The organism is Bradyrhizobium sp. CB2312 (assembly GCF_029714425.1).
In the GTDB taxonomy this organism is placed as follows: domain Bacteria; phylum Pseudomonadota; class Alphaproteobacteria; order Rhizobiales; family Xanthobacteraceae; genus Bradyrhizobium.
In genome coordinates, this window is sequence record NZ_CP121668.1 from 5,812,876 (window position 1) to 5,829,136 (window position 16,261).

Annotated in this window: 14 protein-coding genes and 1 pseudogene; 10 read left to right on the forward strand and 5 right to left on the reverse strand. The window is 59.3% G+C overall.

Annotated elements, in window-relative coordinates:
- Positions 1-132: 132 nt before the first annotated feature.
- From QA642_RS28615 to QA642_RS28635, 4 genes are all read left to right on the forward strand, one after another.
- The gene (locus tag QA642_RS28615) at positions 133-552 is read left to right on the forward strand and encodes a CopG family transcriptional regulator (RefSeq protein WP_283086999.1); all 420 of its coding nucleotides are present in this window, start codon (positions 133-135) and stop codon (positions 550-552) included.
- Positions 553-556: 4 nt separating this feature from the next.
- Positions 557-1,732 carry a PHB depolymerase family esterase gene (locus QA642_RS28620; protein WP_283079827.1) on the forward strand — a complete coding sequence of 392 codons (1,176 nt, stop codon included), beginning with the start codon at positions 557-559 and terminating at the stop codon, positions 1,730-1,732.
- A 413-nt stretch (positions 1,733-2,145) separates the two neighbouring features.
- Positions 2,146-2,403 carry a hypothetical protein gene (locus tag QA642_RS28625; protein WP_283079828.1) on the forward strand — a complete coding sequence of 86 codons (258 nt, stop codon included), beginning with the start codon at positions 2,146-2,148 and terminating at the stop codon, positions 2,401-2,403.
- Between the two features lie 1,451 nt (positions 2,404-3,854).
- Complete coding sequence (locus tag QA642_RS28635; RefSeq protein ID WP_349253799.1) at positions 3,855-4,175, forward strand: hypothetical protein; 321 nt, start codon at positions 3,855-3,857, stop codon at positions 4,173-4,175.
- Positions 4,176-4,375: 200 nt separating this feature from the next.
- Here QA642_RS28635 and QA642_RS28640 read toward each other — a convergent pair whose 3' ends face one another.
- Positions 4,376-4,558, reverse strand: a complete 183-nt coding sequence (locus QA642_RS28640) for a hypothetical protein (RefSeq protein WP_283079829.1) — start codon at positions 4,556-4,558, stop codon at positions 4,376-4,378.
- 254 nt (positions 4,559-4,812) lie between these two features.
- Positions 4,813-4,995 (reverse strand): hypothetical protein, encoded by a 183-nt coding sequence (locus QA642_RS28645; protein WP_283079830.1) that lies wholly within the window; start codon positions 4,993-4,995, stop codon positions 4,813-4,815.
- Between the two features lie 176 nt (positions 4,996-5,171).
- Here QA642_RS28645 and QA642_RS28650 point away from each other — a divergent pair, with 176 nt between their 5' ends.
- The 4 genes and pseudogenes from QA642_RS28650 (at position 5,172) to QA642_RS28665 (ending at position 8,157) form a co-directional block, all read left to right on the forward strand.
- Positions 5,172-5,594 carry a transposase gene (locus QA642_RS28650; protein WP_283079831.1) on the forward strand — a complete coding sequence of 141 codons (423 nt, stop codon included), beginning with the start codon at positions 5,172-5,174 and terminating at the stop codon, positions 5,592-5,594.
- 2 nt (positions 5,595-5,596) lie between these two features.
- Positions 5,597-5,941 carry an IS66 family insertion sequence element accessory protein TnpB gene (gene tnpB, locus QA642_RS28655; protein WP_271597244.1) on the forward strand — a complete coding sequence of 115 codons (345 nt, stop codon included), beginning with the start codon at positions 5,597-5,599 and terminating at the stop codon, positions 5,939-5,941.
- A 50-nt stretch (positions 5,942-5,991) separates the two neighbouring features.
- Positions 5,992-7,558: pseudogene (locus tag QA642_RS28660) on the forward strand (IS66 family transposase).
- On the forward strand, positions 7,555-8,157 hold the full coding sequence (locus QA642_RS28665; RefSeq protein ID WP_283079832.1) for a plasmid pRiA4b ORF-3 family protein: 603 nt from the start codon (positions 7,555-7,557) through the stop codon (positions 8,155-8,157). Before QA642_RS28660 ends, QA642_RS28665 begins: the two are co-directional and overlap by 4 nt.
- Before the next feature lie 160 nt (positions 8,158-8,317).
- Here QA642_RS28665 and QA642_RS28670 read toward each other — a convergent pair whose 3' ends face one another.
- Positions 8,318-8,542: a hypothetical protein gene (locus tag QA642_RS28670; RefSeq protein ID WP_283079833.1), complete on the reverse strand. Its 225-nt coding sequence runs from the start codon at positions 8,540-8,542 to the stop codon at positions 8,318-8,320.
- Positions 8,543-9,571: 1,029 nt separating this feature from the next.
- Here QA642_RS28670 and QA642_RS28675 point away from each other — a divergent pair.
- Positions 9,572-9,727: a hypothetical protein gene (locus QA642_RS28675; RefSeq protein ID WP_283079834.1), complete on the forward strand. Its 156-nt coding sequence runs from the start codon at positions 9,572-9,574 to the stop codon at positions 9,725-9,727.
- A gap of 944 nt (positions 9,728-10,671) precedes the next feature.
- Positions 10,672-13,812 (forward strand): AAA family ATPase, encoded by a 3,141-nt coding sequence (locus QA642_RS28680; RefSeq protein ID WP_283079835.1) that lies wholly within the window; start codon positions 10,672-10,674, stop codon positions 13,810-13,812.
- 43 nt (positions 13,813-13,855) lie between these two features.
- Here the strand turns inward: QA642_RS28680 and QA642_RS28685 are convergent, their stop codons facing one another.
- Both QA642_RS28685 and QA642_RS28690 read right to left on the reverse strand, forming a co-directional pair.
- A complete protein-coding gene (locus QA642_RS28685; protein ID WP_283079836.1) occupies positions 13,856-14,047 on the reverse strand; it encodes a hypothetical protein in 192 nt (63 codons plus the stop codon).
- A 219-nt stretch (positions 14,048-14,266) separates the two neighbouring features.
- Positions 14,267-15,853 carry an NAD(P)/FAD-dependent oxidoreductase gene (locus tag QA642_RS28690; protein WP_283079837.1) on the reverse strand — a complete coding sequence of 529 codons (1,587 nt, stop codon included), beginning with the start codon at positions 15,851-15,853 and terminating at the stop codon, positions 14,267-14,269.
- Between the last annotated feature and the right edge of the window lie 408 nt (positions 15,854-16,261).

The window sequence follows — 16,261 nt, forward strand, 5'->3', positions numbered from 1 at the left end:
TCGCCAGAGCGCTCTGGATCCCAGATATCTCGCCACCTTCTCCGCGATCGCGTGTGGGCACGCCCCCTTGACACCCAAGCCCACCTATCCATATACCATCCACATGGATGCTAGGGGGATGGTGAGTGTATGATGCCGAGCAACGTTCGCGAAATTCGACCAAAGCCTTCCGACACGGAAAAAATCACGATTAATCTTGGTTTTGTCGATCTCGGTCTGGTCGATTTGATGGTGCAGGAAGGCTTCTACTCCAACCGCACGGATTTCATCCGGACCGCCATCCGCAACCAGCTCGAACGCCATGCCGACGTGGTCAAGCAGTCCACGGCGCGAAAGAGCCTGGACCTGGGCTTGCGAAACTACAGCCGCGAGGATCTCGAGGCGGCGCGGCGCGCGGGCGAGATGCTGCACATCAATGTTCTGGGCCTCGCCACCATCGCCCCGGACGTCACGCCCGAGCTTGCCCGCGCGACGATTGCATCGGTCTCTGTGCTGGGGGCCCTGCATGCCAGTCCAGCGATCAAGTCCGCTCTCGCTGACAGGACGAGGTAAGGTCATGTTGAACCAGGACATCATTCGCGAAGCCACACGCCTCACACGCTCGGGCCAACTCGTCGAGGCCACCACGCTGCTTCAGCGCATGCTTCGGGGCGAGAAAGAACGGGGCGCTACCGCACCGATGACCGGCCACGCCGCCCTTGCAGCAGCAAGAGAGCCGCCGACCATCGACGCCAAGGCGAACGCCGCCGAGACGAGGCGTCCGCGTCGGGCGGCCCAGCCGGCAGTGGACATCGCCAAAAATCTCCCCGGGCTCGGACTGGGAGAAGCCCTGAGGCGTGCGCCGCCTTCCATGGCGGACATCGTGCCGGACGGCGCCAGGTTCGTCGAAGGAGTCTACGCAAATGCCGCGGGAAGCCGCGCCTACCGGCTCTTCATCCCGAGCGGCTATCATGGACAGGCCATTCCGCTGGTGGTCATGCTCCACGGATGCACGCAGTCGCCGGAGGATTTCGCCGCCGGCACGCGGATGAACTTCATCGCCGAAGAACAGACCTGCTTCGTGGCATATCCCGCGCAGCGGGCGGAAGCGAACCAGGCGAAATGCTGGAACTGGTTTCGGCCGGCCGACCAGCAGCGCGACGGAGGCGAGCCCTCGCTCATCGCCGGCATCACCCGCCAGATCATGCGCGACCGTTCGGTCGATCCAGAACGCGTCTACGTCGCCGGATTGTCCGCCGGAGCCGCGGCTGCGGCTGTCATGGGATCGACGTACGGCGATCTGTACGCAGCGATCGGCATTCATTCCGGACTGGCCTGCGGAGCAGCCAGCGACCTTCCCTCCGCGCTGATGGCCATGAAACAAGGCGGCGGAGCTGAGGCAATGCCGAGCGACGGCCCGCCGCTGCCGACAATCGTCTTCCACGGCGATCGCGACAGCACGGTGCATTCCAAAAATGGCACTCGGATCGTCCGACAGTTGATCGGCGGATCCCGCACCAAGGCGAAGGTGCATCGCGGGCGGGTACCTGGAGGGCATGCCTACACCCGTACAGTCCACACCGACGCCGACGGGCGCGAAATCCTCGAACACTGGGAAATCCACGGAGCCGGACACGCATGGTCGGGAGGCAGTCCCGCCGGCTCCTACACCGATCCAAACGGACCGGATGCGACGAGGGAGATGCTGCGTTTCTTTCTCGAACATTCGTTGCAGCGGAGACAAAATTACTAGCCTCGCTGAGGACGCAACGATCCGGTCTTGGGCTTGTGCTTGACGGCCGCCTCGCAAGCCAGCCGCTCCGCCTTCAGGCGCTCCCGGTTTGCATGGAATGTCTGTTGGTCGCGCTCATACTGCGAGGCCGGCACGCTGGCGCCTGAATCTCGAAACACCTTTGGAGCCTCACACTCGGCCGCGTTCGGCGCTCTCAATCCGATATGCGTTGCACATTGCTCCCTCCTCTAGGCGCAAACGGTCCTTACGCTATAACTGCATTCGGACCGCCAACCGCGATGGCGTCCGCTCCAACAGCAAGCGGATGAGAACCGCGCCTGCAGACAACAAGAGTCTCCGCTAACTCGCTTGCAATAGGTTGCTGAAATTTTTTTATGACTTGTTTTCGCGCGAAGTGACTTTATCTCCGCGCCATGGATCTCAGCGACACCCAGGACTACGCGATTCAGGCAAAACTAGCCGGTGTAATAGGCGCGACCGTATTCTACCGCGTGTTCGCCGGCGTCAAATTTGCTGAAGTCGACGGACCGCTTTTGTACGTATATGCGAAGGACGAAAGCATCGCCGCCGAGATCGAAGATGACTTCGCCTTGGTGATTGCGGATTTGGCTACGGAGATCTTGAAACAGGTGATTGAGGTAATCGTCGTGCTGCCCAAAGTCCTTCAGTAGCAGCAACCCGCAGCTTGCCACCAATGCGAAATAGCCAGTGACGGTAGCTTGCAGGTCAAAAAAACGGCCCCAGCACAACCCGCCGGAGCCGCCGTTGGAGGCCTCGACAGTAATGGGGAGCCGCCGAGGCATGCCGAGATCTAGGGTGATTCGGCAATCGGGTCTGTATCCCTTTGGATATAGGCGGCGCCCTTGATCGCGCCCTCTACGTGACCGACACGCTTTGCTTTTCCACACCCACGATGGACGGTAGCTCGGGGGTCTTCCGAGCCGCTAGGAATCGATAATTTGCGAGGTACTCACGATGCCGCTTTGATAGCGGCATGTCTCTCCCGATCCGACGCCACACTCCTAGCCACGCCGACGGCCGGCCGCTTAAGATCACTTTCGGTGAGATGCGCGAGATGGGGCTGCGCGATATCCTGGTCTACTGCCACTGCGGCCACCATGTTGCACTGAGCGCCGATCTCGAGCCTCGGTTCGTCTGCCGCGGATGCGGCAACCGGGGGGCGGTGCGGCCCGACTTCGAACGGGGCGGCGGACGGATTGCAATCGTGGGCCTGCGAAGTAGCCGCCAGACGGCTGAAGTGGCGACCTTATCGTCCCCCTGCAATCACACGGAAACGAGGAGCCGCCAGCTTGTCAGGCGGGACGCGAACTGGCGTGAACGTTGTATCGGTCCGCTGAGCGCGTTTGCAGTTCGGGCAGACAAAGAGGTGGGCGATTAACGGATCCGGAGTGTGTCGCACCAACTCGGAGCGAAACCATCTCATGATGATCCGGCAACTCGGACAGTCCGGGGCTTCGAGCTGCCCCAGCGCATTCTTCAGCCGATCCATGGCCCCTCCTTTGATCGGGAGACAGTAGCAGAGCCCTTTGGATCGCAACGTCTCAAATGATACACGAGAGCAAATTGGGGATGGAAAAAGCAGCTAACACGGCGCTGCCGCCAGGCGTCATGATGAGCAGCATTGTCAGCATTAAAACCGCCGGACGGCCCCGGCCGGCGGGGCATTTGGGGGTGTAGGCCGGGGCCGCTGCGCTTGGTCTCGGTTGCACCAAGCAAAGGCGAGCCTACGCACAGGTTAAAAGCCTGCTCTGTTCGCTTTCGCACAGTCTGTTGCCTATTTTTCCCGAATTGATTCACATAGACAAATGCAGTCGGGACATGATCAGCGTACTCGCCACCTCCGCAGGTGATTGAGAGGCGATGGTGAGTGAAAGCGCGCGGCCAGCGAACAGATTTCTCATTCGCATGGGGGGCGTGGGTTGGATGGTTTACGATCGAGAGCGCCGGGGGCCGGCACTGATCGGCAGCGACTGGGCAGCGAGTTTGACGCGGGAGCAGGCCGAGCGAGCGTATGAAATCCTTATTGGCTCAGCAGACGACTCTGAATAGGTTCTGCCGGCCAACTTGTGCTGCTCGATCAGTGCGGAGAGGAGCGCTGGACTTGAAAACGATTGATGAACGTGCCTTCACCAACCCGGAAATCGCCGCCCGCAAGCTGATCGAGATCGCCAGGGGCATCGAGGCCGTCCAGGACGGCCGCATCCACATTGAAAAGATCAATGCGCCGTTTCTCTATACGGTAAAGCCACCGGGCCCGAGTTCGGCGCCGCCATCAAGTTCGCCATCGAGAAGGGTTGGCTCGAAATGCACGAGAGCGGAACTTACGTGCGACTCAAGACGGGGCAGGTCTTCGTTTGAAGCGATCGGCGGCAAACTGCGGCCTTACTCATCCCAGACGCGTTCGCCGCACCGGCATTCGTAGAGACGAACTGTCTTGCCCCGTTGCGGGTCAAGCATCGAATGCCGCAGGCGAGGAAACGCGGCGCAGGTCGGGCAACGCGGCCCCTGATCCTGCACCGGCTGCTTAGCAAATTCGGCTTGCTTCCCGTCGGTCACACTCCCCCCCTCAGAGAGATGATTCATATAAGCACCAAAGTGAACACTTGTTCCCGTCCGGGACAGCTAGTCGGCCACATCCTTGACCGTTCGGACCTTCTCAGCTCGCCGGGCGAGGTAGTCGTAGCTCGCTGCCACCTTGCTCGGGGTTTCTTTGGTTTGTTGGTGCTCGCAATTGGCCGCCTTCGCCCGAAACTCCTCCGCGCGGTCGCGGAAGTACTTGGGTGAGTAGATGCGTTCAATGCCCATGACGCCAATCCCCGTTGGTAGGTATCCTAATTCCCCCCTGCGGGTGCGAACGGCCCCGGGCCTCTCCCGGGCTGGACGGAGACGCACCGAGACCGCCCGACGCACCGGCTCAATGCCGGACGCCGGTTGATAGTGTCCCGCCCGCTATTCGCTCGCGGCGTCTCAAATGATACGATGTGCTAAATTTAATCTGCGGGCGTCCTAATTATTAGGACAGCACCCGGGTCAAGACGGACAGGCTGCCAAGTGAGGCCTCACTGCCTCCTCAGTCGTTCTATCTTGATCGTGAAGCGCACCCGCATGACCGGGCCGGTATCGTCGCGGACCTCAATGGCGGCCTCGCCGGGTTTGATAGGACGGTGCAAGCTTTCTCGGGCCGCGTCGGCCATGGCTTGCGTGGCTTCCCGCTCTACACCCTCCATGTCCGTGAACTCCAAGCCTTTCCTCGTCAACGACAAGGCCCTCTTGGTCGACCAGGTCGAAGTAGTAGCGCGCCATTTGATCCCGCCAGTCTTTGGGCCAGTCGTAAGCGTAGCGCCGAGGCCCTTTGGATTGTTTGTGCGGAGTCTTGAGAGCACCGCTAGAAGAGTCATCTTCTGCAAGGGTGCTCATAATGGACGACCAATCTGACGACATAAGACGACCGTTGTCACCACGTATCGAAGTGTATGCTGGTGCAGGTCGCAAGCGCTGGCCGGACGATTTGAAGGCGCAGATTGCCGCCGAAAGCCTCGAGCCGGGTGCGGTTGTCACGGATGTCGCCCGTCGTCATGGCTGCCGGCCCCAGCAGGTGCATGACTGGCGGCGCCGGGCGCGGTTGGGCCAGTTGGTGCTTCCGGCGTCGGCGGACACGCTGTCGTTCGTGCCGGTGGTATCGGAATCGGCGTTGCCGGCGACCGCAGAACCGTCCGGGTCGCCGGAAGCCGCCGTTGTGACGGTCGAGTTCCAAGGGGCGCGCGTAGAGGTGCGCGGGACGCCTGGCCTTGCTGTGCTGAGTGATGTGTTCCTAGCGCTCCGACGGACACGTCCATGCTGACAATGCCCGCGAGCCTCATGATTTACGTGGCGACGCAACCTGTGGACTTCAGAAAAGGTGCGGAGGGCTTGGCGCTGTTGGCGAAGGAGACGCTGGGCCATGACCCGATGAAGGGCGTAGCGGTGGTGTTCCGTGCGAAGCGCGCCGATCGGGTGAAGATTGTCGTCTGGGATGGCAGCGGCCTTGTGATGTATTGGAAGCGGCTCGATGGCAGCGGCTTCAAATGGCCTCCCATCGTGGCCGGCGTGATGCGGATGAATGCCGCCCAGTTGTCGGCGCTTCTGGCCGGCATGGATTGGACACGCATGCACGCGCCTCGAATCCCGCAGCCGAAAGCGCTTGCGTAAAAATACAAATCTTCGCTGCATCACGGCGCGAAGCATGGCAAGCTCGGGCCATGAGTGATTTGCCCGATGAGCTGCCGAGCGATCCAGCCGAGTTGCGTGTCTTTGCCGCGGCTCTGCTGGATCGCTGCGCCAGGCTCGAGCGGTTACTCAAGCTTGCGAAAGATGCGCAGTTCGGTCGATCCTCGGAAAAGCTGGACGCTGATCAGCTGCAGCTTGTTCTGGAGGACATCGAAGAGGCCGTCGCGGCGCTAGAAGCAGCCGAGGATCGCGCTAATCCCAGAACCTGCGAGAAGAGAACTGCTAAGCGCAGGGCCAACCGTGGCAAGCTGCCGGAGCATTTGCCGCGCATCGTCGAAACCTTGCTGCCGGCTGACACCTGCTGCCCGTCCTGCAAGGGCGATCTCGTTGAGATTGGCCGCGATGAGAGTCAAAGGCTCGACGTCGTTCCGGTGCAATACCGAGTGATTGTGACCCGCCGGCCCAAACTGGCCTGCCGCGCCTGTCATGGCGTCGTCCTCCAGCACGCCGCGCCCGAACGATTGATCAAGGGGGGACTGCCCACCGAGCGGCTGGTCGCGCATGTGATCGATGCCAAGTATCATTGGCATTTGCCGCTTTATCGCCAGGCGCAGATGCTGGCGACGCATGGTATCGCCATCGACCGTTCCACGCTCGCCTTCTGGGTCGGCTATGCCGCCCAGGAATTGAAGCCCTTGTGGCATCGTCTGCGCGAGCTTTTGCTCGAGTCCTCGAAGCTCTGTGTCGATGAGACCCCGGCACCGGTACTGGATCCGGGGCGCGGCAGGACGAAAAACCGGCTACTTCTGGGCGCTCTCGCGCGATGACAGGCCTTGGGCCGGACCTGACCCGCCTGGGGTGGTCTATGCCTATGCACCGGGCCGTGGGGCCGTTCATGGCTTGCGGTTGCTTGAGGGCTATCGCGGCATCATCCACTGCGACGGCTATCAGGCTTACAAGACCATGACCCGAGAGACGCGTGCGGACGCCCTGTCCGGGACGCTCGCCTTCTGCTGGTCGCATCTGCGGCGCCAGTTTGTGAAGATCGAGCGCGAGGCTGCTCCGGCGCCAGCTCCGGTTGCCCGCGAGGCTCTCGAGCGCATCGCCCAGCTTTATGCGATCGAGAAGGCTCTCCGCGGCCGATCTGCGGACGAGCGCCACGCCGGCAGGCAGGCGCATGCCAGGCCTCTGGCTGCAGCCTTGAAGCAGTGGTTTGAGGCCAAGCTTGATCACCTTGCACAGAAGAGCGACACGGCGAAGGCTTTGCGCTATGCGCTGCGGCATTGGAACGGCCTGACGCTATACCTTGATGACGGGCGCATCGAGATGGATACCAATGCGGTCGAGCGAGCGATGCGGCCGATCAAGCTCAACGCCAAGAACTCCCTTTTTGCCGGCTGCGACGAGGGCGCCGAGAATTGGGCAGTTCTGGCTTCGTTAATCGAGACCTGTAAGCTCAATGGCGTCAGTGCCGAGCACTGGCTCGCTGATGTTCTCGCGAAGCTCGTTAATGGCTGGCCTGCGGCGCGACTGGACGAACTGCTTCCCTGGGCATCGACCTATACGATGCATGCGCTCGATCCGAGACTGGCAGCATGAGCCTTAACACGACCGTCGTCCGGATCAGGGTAACCCTCAAGGACGTGAAACCGGAGGTGATGCGGTGTCTTGTCGTACCGATCACTTTACGTCTTGACCGGCTGCATCTGACGCTTCAGGCGGCGTTTGGCTGGACGAATAGCCATCTCTTCGAGTTCCTAGCCGGCGGCGGCCGTTGGGGTATCCCTGATCCCGATGGAGATTTTGACCCTCAGCCCATCGATGCCCGCAAGACGCGGCTCTCCAATATCGTTCAAGAGACCGGCGCCAAGACGATCCATTATCTCTACGACTTCGGCGACAGCTGGGATCACGTGATCAAGCTTGAAAAGTGGTTCGACAACACGACAACGGAAGGACTTCCCCTCTTGCTCGAGGCCGCCGGTCGTTGTCCTCCGGAAGACGTCGGCGGTGCGTCCGGCTATGCCGAATACCTCGAGGCCATCAGCGACCCCGCCCATCCGGAGCACGAACAGATGCGCCTCTGGGGCCCGGAGCGGTTCGATCCCAACGTCGTCGACCGCAAGGCGCTCGAGGCCACCGTCAATGCATTGTCGGAAATATGGAAGCCTCGGCGACGCACCACGCGCTCAAAATAGCCGTCAAGCGCCGTTCAAAAAGGCCGCAGAGCTACGCTTACGGCCAGTCAATTAACGCATGTTGGCTTCGTTCCAATTTGGACGCCGCGCGGAACCGCCGGACCAAAACACCGGGATCGCCAGCTAGGTAGGCACACCGCTAATTGGGCCCGCTTGCGTATTACCGCACTTCGAGTTCTTTGATCGCGAGAGCCGATATCTTGGCCGGTTCATGGACGCCGCTTTGGGCGATCTCGATGATCTTCTTCGCGATCATTTCGGCCAGGGGATCATCGCGATCCTTGACGCAAAGAGTATTGAGCGCTTGCCCGTAAGCGGCCGTGATGCGGCTGACCATTTCCGGCTCAATCGCGGCGTCTTGAATTAGTTGATGAATAACACCCATCTCTCAACGGCGGGCGCGCCCAACTGCCTCCAACTCTTTCAGGATGCGGTCCCGATGCGCTACGTGGCAGGCCTGTAGCTGGCAATAGTTATCCAGCAAATCCACCGCCAAGCCCGTGCGTGACCGGCCAGCGCTAGTTCGTCAATGATTTCGACCTGCCGGGCAATATGGCGCTCACCGAGTGCAACGTGCTGCTCGGCTTCCGCTAAGTGCTGGCGCACCATGGGAAGGTCCATGGTTCCATCTTCGCACGAAAGCGGAATCGCACCTAATTACAATCGCCCAGGGCGGCCTATTCTTCCGTCTGGTAAGGCAGCGGAATGGGGTCGTAATGCTTCCGCCCCAAGAAAGTATCGGGCGGCGGCTCGCTCAATAGCTCGACCGATCTTTCCACTATGTCGCGGTATCTGGTCCAAAGGTGAGCGATGTCGGCCTCCAAATTCTCAGGTCGATAGACGGTCAACCTCTGTTGCAGCATCGTCTCCCTCCCATGCTGAGACGAACCATAAGAAAGCTTCCCCAGACGGAATTGTCGAAGGGAAGGCCGTGAATGCTGTGTAACACATCCGAAGTTCAGCGGTTCCCCCCGGAACCGCAAGGCCACGCGGGATCGCGGGCCGCGCGGCTTAAATGTCGCGCGGGGAGCGGCTTCCCACAAACAAGGGCCGCTGGTCTGGTACAGCGGCCCCCGCCGGGTTTCAATTATTTCCGAAATGAAATGGCTCGCCAGCCCCGGAGTCAAAGCATTCTTCCGGTTGGATGTTCCCGCTTTCACATGTTAATCCGGCCCCAAGCTCAGCGCTGAGAGCCGCTAAGACCACGGCCAGAGGTTGTCACCTCGGCAGGGCGACGGCTCGCTTTTGCAGCTGAGGTGCCTAACTGGGACTCTGGTCACTGGAGTTTTCGCGTATGGCCTCGCCTTCAATTGTCCCGAACGATCGGCTCGATAAAGACTTTTATCTTGTGCTCGAGGAGTTTCGAGATGGCGCGGCGTTCCGGGAAGCCGACTAAGGCATCGACCACCGGACCTTGATCGAAGACCTGCTTTCCGGTCAGTACGGCCAGGTGCTGCGTGTGGTCGCTTTTAACGCGGTTGAGAGCTGGTCACGGGATGCATCTGAAGACATCGCTGTAGAGATCGAGGGCGAGTGGCGGCTGAAGGTTGCGACATCTCCGATGGTCTGAAAGATTTCGTCGAGGACCAGCACGGGCGCGCGGTCGGTGGGCAGCTGACTCTGCCTCTAAGGAGCACCAGCCATGCCTGACAAAGGAAAGCCCGTCGGCGCTCGACCGCCGCAGCGCGAAGCCGCCCACTACGTCCGTTGCACGATCTGCGGTGAGATATTCGACAGGCGCGAGCTCCATCAGGTGCTTGATCATCTGCACAGCCAGGAAGTCGAACAACAGCCGACGCAACACTGGCGAACAAGAGAAAGTGACCTGCGTACGTTGCGCCGATACCCGCTGGGTGTGTGTGAAAGCCATCGCGACCGGCATGGGAAGGCCCTTTGGCTTGCGGTTGCGGAGGAGCCGGCGCTCCCTGCCCCCTCTGCAACAACGCCGTGCCAGACGACCTGCCGTTGTTGCCGGAAGGCTCCGAAACAGGTTTCACGACGACTGAGATCATGCGGCGGCGGCTTCGCAAGAAGTCACGTCCGAAGCGACCGCGCGACCCGACTTAGCTCTCCCGGGCAGAAGACACTCACCCCGTTTCACAGTATTCAGACGCGACGAATTGCGAGGCTGTTCACATCTCCAGCCACGACGGCATGCTACCGTACGGCGCGGTATGATCATTGAATCAATCTTTTAATGAAGTAGGATTGGGCCGCCTGAACTAAGATCAGGCTCTGAGATGCTGAACCACCTGCTACTCACAAGGATCCTGGCATGGAAATCAGGACGTGGCTGAGAGGGCTGGGCCTCGGACGGCATGAGTCCCTGTTCATCGCGAACGCCATAGATTGCGATGTGCTACCGCAATTGACGGAACTGGACTTCGAAAAGATCGGTATCCCGCTCGGCGATCGGAAGCGCCTCATGAGCGGGATAAATGCACTTCCCCCCGCCCTCCCTCACTTGTCCCGAACGCTGCAGTTGCGCCCTTCGCGGAACGGCGTCATCTCACGGTGATGATTTGTGATTTGGTTGATTCGACCGCCTTGGCGGCCCGGCTTGACCCGGAAGATATGGGTGCCGTTATCGATGCCTATCACGCCGCTTGTGCTCGTATAACGCGCTCCTATGACGGCTTTCTCGCGGACTTTCGTGGAGACGGCATACTTGTCTATTTCGGCTATCCCATTGCACATGAGGACGATCCCGAACGAACAGTTAGAGCAGCACTAGACATCATTGCTGCTGTCGCACGGCTTGAAACGCGCGCAAGTGAACCTCTTGCAGTACGCATCGGCATCGCTACGGGAATGGTGGTCGTGGGCGACCTCGGCGGTGAAGGCAAACTTCGTGAGCATTCCGTAGTTGGAGGCGCTCCTAATGTCGCGGCTCGAGTCCAAGCCTTGGTCGAGCCGAATACCGTGGTCGTCGCCGAGTCTACGCGCCGTCTTCTCGCCGATATCTTTGATCTTCGCGATTTGGGCGCACACCATCTCAAAGGCATTAGCACCCCCGTAAGCGCTTGGGTCGTTAAGGGCCTCTCGGCCTCCAAGAGCCGCTTTGAGGCGGTACGACCGGCAGAGCTCAGCTATCTCGTCGGCCGCGATTCCGAGTTGAAATTCCTGTTGGAACGCCGGCATTTGGCTCGGGCGGGCGAAGGCCAGATCATCCTCATCTCTGGTGAGCCGGGTATCGGCAAATCACGGCTTGCAACCGCTCTGACGGAATGTGCAGACAGCCATCTATCAGAAGTGCAATTTCGCTATCAGTGTTCGCCTTATCACGCCAACAGTGCACTTCATCCCGTGGTAGAGCAATTGGAGAGGAGCGCTGGGATCAAGGCGGAGGATACGGCCGAGAAGCGACTCGATAAGCTGGAGGCGCTGCTCGCCTTGAGAGCGCCGGAACTTGAGGCCGTGGCACCACTTTTCGCTGGATTGCTATCAATCCCCTTCGAAGGCCGCTATCCGGCACTGCAGCTAAGTCCCGCACAGCAGCGTCGACGCACGCTTGCCGCGCTGCTCGATCATTTCGAGAGCCGATCGCGCAAACAGCCGATCCTCTTGCTCTTCGAAGATGTTCACTGGGCCGACGACACCACCCTCGAACTGCTCGACCTCATCGTCGAACGAGCCCGTCTGCTGCCTATCCTTGTGCTGGTTACCTTTCGACCAGAGTTTGAGCCTGCTTGGACAGGACTTGCAAATGTTGGAAGCCTGACGTTAGGACGGCTCAATCCCGACGATGTTAAAGGCGTGGCCACCCAAGTGGCCAATGGCCGTGCGCTTCCGACCGACGTGATGAAACAGATCATAACCAAGACCGATGGGAATCCGCTTTTCGTCGAGGAACTCACGAAGGCTGTCCTCGAAGCGGGAATTCTGGTTGAAGATCAAGATCGCTATCAACTCGGCAGTCCGTTGCCGCCTTTCGCGATCCCAGAAACCCTTCACGATTCCCTCATGGCGCGGCTCGACCGCCTGCACTCAGTTAAGGAGATCGCCCAAATCGGCGCTGCCATCGGTCGTGAATTTTCCTATTTCTTGATACGAGCTGTGGTCGCTCGAGAGGAGACGCGTTTGCAGCAATCCCTCTCTGAACTCGAACAGGCCGGACTCATTTTCCGACAAGGTGACTTGCCGGATGCGGTGTACACATTCAAGCACGCATTAGTGCGAGATGCGGCTTATCAAAGCCTACTGAAAATACGACGGCGGCAACTCCATGCTCAAATAGGGCGCGCCCTGGAGGAAGAATTCCAGACAGCCGCCGTGAACGACCCTGAAATTCTTGCGCATCATTTCACCGAAGCCGGCCTACTTGAACAGGCTACTGATTATTGGCTCAAGGCCGGAAAGCGTGCGCTCGGCCGGTCCTCCAATGCCGAGGCCGTAAAGCATCTGGCGCGAGGCCTGGAGCTGATCCGACAGCTGCGGAGTTCACCACAACGCGACCGCAAGGAACTGGACTTCTATCTGGCTCTTGGGCCAGCAGTCGCCGCGACTGAGGGCGACGCTGCGCCTGAAACATTACGGGTCTTCTCGCGAGCTCGCGCGCTGCTTGGCGAAAGTGCGAGCCTCGAAGAACGAATGACGATCCTATGGGGCAATTACCTAGCTCACAGCATGCGCGCGGAGTATAGCACAGCACTCGAGGATGCCCGCCAATGCCTTGCGCTGGCCGCAGAGTATGATCATCCTGGCGTCTCTGTCTTAGCCACACGCTTCATCGGACAGACGCTGCATTGCACAGGCGTGTTCGCCGACGCGCGCAACCACCTGGAGCGTGCGCTCTCGTTGTGCTCAACCAATCCAGTCACGATATCGACCTATCGCCGCTTTGGAGTCGATGACGCGGTGAACAGCCTAGCTTGGCTCTCGTCGACCCTATTGGTGCTTGGTTATCCTGACCAATCTGCAAGGATCCTCGAGCAGACCGAAACTCTTGCTCGAACGAGGCAACAAAGCTTCACAACCGCGCTTGCTCTGGGGAACGTAGTCATTTTGGGAATAATCGGGGGCGACGCACAGCGCGCCTTGGCGCACGCCGACGAGGCGATATCACTCAGCGTTGAGCATGAATTCGCGGCGATCGAACGAAGAGCACGTTTTTTCCGTGGAGCACTATTAGCCCAAGCAGGAGAACTTCAAGCCGGAATCGACCTGATGCGCAGCGCCTTGGCGGCAACTTACCGCAATTCTGAACGAGGCCGTCGCACTCTCTACTTGGGCCATCTCGCCTTCGCCCATGCCAAACTCGGAGAGCCGGAAGTTGGACTTCGTCTGCTCGACGAAGGCGTTCAGATGGTGCAGTCAACAGGTGAGAGGTTCTTTGAGGCCGAGTTGCATCGTCTTCGCGGCAGCATCAACCTAAAGCTCGGCAGGCATGACCAAGCAGAGGCCGAGCTGCAGAAGGCCGTGGCGATCGCGCGGCAACAACAAGCCCGCTGGTGGGAGTTGCGTGCCTCGATCTGTCTAGCGCGGCATTGGAGCAACGAAGGCAGATATTTCGAAGCTAGGTCCCTCGTAAAGCCAATATACAATTGGTTCACAGAAGGTCGAGATACACCCGATCTGGAAGACGCTAGGACTATCGTAAACGAACTAAGCGCAGTTTCAGGACTGAAAGAGGAGCCAGATCACAGCAACTGCTAGCCACGCCTCTCAACATTACTCCCGTAAACTGACCAGCTTCCAATCACCGCCTCCCCTTCGACCCCTCTCGAGCCTTACGGCCCGTTCGTTCAAGCTTGGCAAGGGCGCTCTCGACATCTTTGATTGCCTTCTTGAGCTGCTTCTCGCGATTTAAAAGAATACTCTTGAGTTCTTTTCGCTGCTCGGGGGTCAATGCGGCAGATTTGATCAACTTCGCAAATGCGATGAAAGCCATTGCTTACGCTCCCGTTGGTAGAGGTCGTCAGGCGGTGATCACGATGTGCAACGGTGGAATGTAATATTCTCCAATATCACGGGCCTGTAGTCAAACGGCATTCTTCAACTCGATCGGCCCTCCTGCTGCGCAGTGGTGTCGTGGCGCGCGAGAACCAACGGTAACCTCACCCATCTCACTACGCACCGACATAGCTTTCAATTCCGCTTCTATTTTTTGCTACTTCGGTCGTGAGGTGCGCTTCGTGCGACCGGTTCGGGCGATCCGAACAGCCGGAGGGTCATGCTCGGGCCTTCGCTGCAATAAGCCACGAAGCATGGCAAACTGGTGTTGATCCAGCTGTTTGGCAAAGCTCTCAAAATTAGTCGCCTCACTGCCGATCTGGCTTAACCAAACAAACGCATTGTCCAGCGTGCGTAGCTCGGGCGTCTGGTATGACAGTAGATCGCGATAGTAGGTGGCCGAATCCTCGCAAAACAGATCACGCGCGATACCGTTTACGAGCCGCCGCACCCCATACTTTATTCCCGTGATGGCCGCTCCCGATATACCATTGCTCAAGATCGCTCCGAACGTGAAGTTGTGTAATCTTCGCAGGAACGGAGCGGCCCCCCGGTGCCGCTCCGTGAATTCAAAGGCTTGGCCCAAATAGGGATAGCGCGCGAGTAGCTCGCTCTCCTCGCCGCGTGGAGGCGTGAAGCGGTCGCACCAAAGGGCTATTTGCTCAGAGAATAGAGCGAGCTCCGGACGTGCCGAGAGATCCGTCTCGGCTCCGCTCGCGAAGATCAGGAAGTCGAATTCGAAGCTGCGATCGATGCTTCGGACCCTCGCAACACCGCATGCTTCGTCAACGAAGCTCCAGTCGCAGTCGGGGTGCCAGGCGAAATTCTCAAACTTGAGGCATCGCCAATAGGCGTCCTGTGTGGGCGGGACCGGAAGCTCCTCAAGAATGTGGCGCATGAATCGCCAGCGGTCCAGGTCCGTCAGCTCCCCGAAGTGGCCCAACATGCCGGCAAAATTCATCCAGGTGAGTGGGTTGACCCGCGGTATCTCCGAACGGCGGAAGCAGAGGTCAACTCGCGCGGCGCCCATCTCAAGTGCATGAGCTGCGTTGTCAAAGGCGGATGCCCCTGCACCAAGGATGCCAATGCGTTTTCCCGCAAGCTTGCGAAAATTGATATCATCTGCCGAATGCGCATAAAGATCTGCCGACAAACACGTAACCAGAGACTTAGGAACGCGCCAGCTACCGCTTCCCTCAAAGCCCGTTGCGAGAACGATCTTTCTTGCATGTACCCGCTCAATCCTGTCGGCACGCCGGATATGAGCAAGAAGGAGATCATCTGCAGGCTCAATCAATGTTAATTCGACGTCGTTTTCGACCGGGAGATCCAAGACGTCCCGATACCAATCCAGATAAGATCGCCAGATCTCCTGAGGGAGGGTATCTATCCGATCCCATGCTCGACGCCCAAATTTTTCTTCGTACCACGCCCGCACCGTCAGACTCGGGATGCCGAAATCAATGCCAGTCACCTCTTTCGGCGTGCGCAACTGTTTCATCCGAGCGAAACTTCGCCAAGGCCCTTCAAAGCCATTTTGGCGACGATCGATGATCCTGAAGTTTACTATACGCTCGAGCTTCAAACCGGAGGCTATTCCCAGCCCGCTCTGTCCAGCGCCGACAATCAGAACGTCCAGAACCTTCACGCCGTCAATAAATCGCGGGACTGTCCATTCCCGAGCCGGATAGTCCAAATAAGTCAGCTCGCGCCGAACGCGCTTTGTGAGTTGGGAGACGCTCATGGGACGCTCCTGCCGCTGCGATCTTGTCAGAAATGATCTTCGCTGTTCAGCCAAATTCTGTCTCATTATCATCGGAGGCAAATGATGGCTCGATCACGGATCACGCCCAAATCTTCCCTGGATTGGTGACTTGGCGCGCACGGCGGCTCGCCCAATCGCGCCGAGCCAACGCGGTCGAGACGAAGTCCCTTTCCGCAAACTCGATGCAGTGCCGAATAGCGCGGAACCATTCGTAGCTCGTCAGTAGCTTTTCAGACTAGCTTCGGGTAAATCGTCGGAAGTTGCAAGGAGTTCAACTGCTTGGTCAATGCTGTTTGGAGGAGCGGTGATCCTCGAAGCCGGCCATTCAGACGGGCCAGCGAAGACGCTCGCCATCCTGAGCACATTCTACCAAGGGCCAAGGCCCAC